The sequence below is a fragment of the Psychrobacter sp. PP-21 genome, assembly GCF_033790785.1.
GTDB lineage: Bacteria > Pseudomonadota > Gammaproteobacteria > Pseudomonadales > Moraxellaceae > Psychrobacter.
Genome location: NZ_JAMYEB010000108.1, coordinates 1 through 387, shown reverse-complemented (window position 1 = coordinate 387; position 387 = coordinate 1). Strand labels below are relative to the sequence as shown.

Genomic DNA, 387 nt, shown 5'->3' with positions numbered 1-387 from the left:
CAATGCTTGGCGTCTTTCTCAGCAACTTCGGATGACACCGAGGAAACAATTTCGTCTATCTTCCTGCGCAGATAATCAGCATCTATTCGTTCTGATGACTGCAGGCCCAACATCGTACGGAGGAGGATGGCCTCGGCGGCAGTGAAATTCTCTGCCACGTCTGACGGAGCGAAGGTCAGATCCAGCATCCTCGTCTCGGTGATCCCAAATAAACGGGTGAACAGCAGGCCCAGTTTCTGCCAATCCCTCGCAAATGACGAATAGCCGTTGTTGTCGGGAGGCAGCCGAAGTTTCGGAGAGGCCGCTTCCTTCATCGAACTGATCCGGATCGACCATTCGAAGCCGGTGAGCCTAAAGTCCGGCTCGTCGCTAAGAGCGGTAACGACC

Annotated in this window: 1 protein-coding gene; it reads right to left on the bottom strand. The window is 54.5% G+C overall.

Annotated elements, in window-relative coordinates; all coding sequences use genetic code 11:
- Positions 1-387: hypothetical protein (locus NJD71_RS13790; RefSeq protein WP_319052461.1), on the bottom strand; the 387-nt coding region annotated here is incomplete at both ends.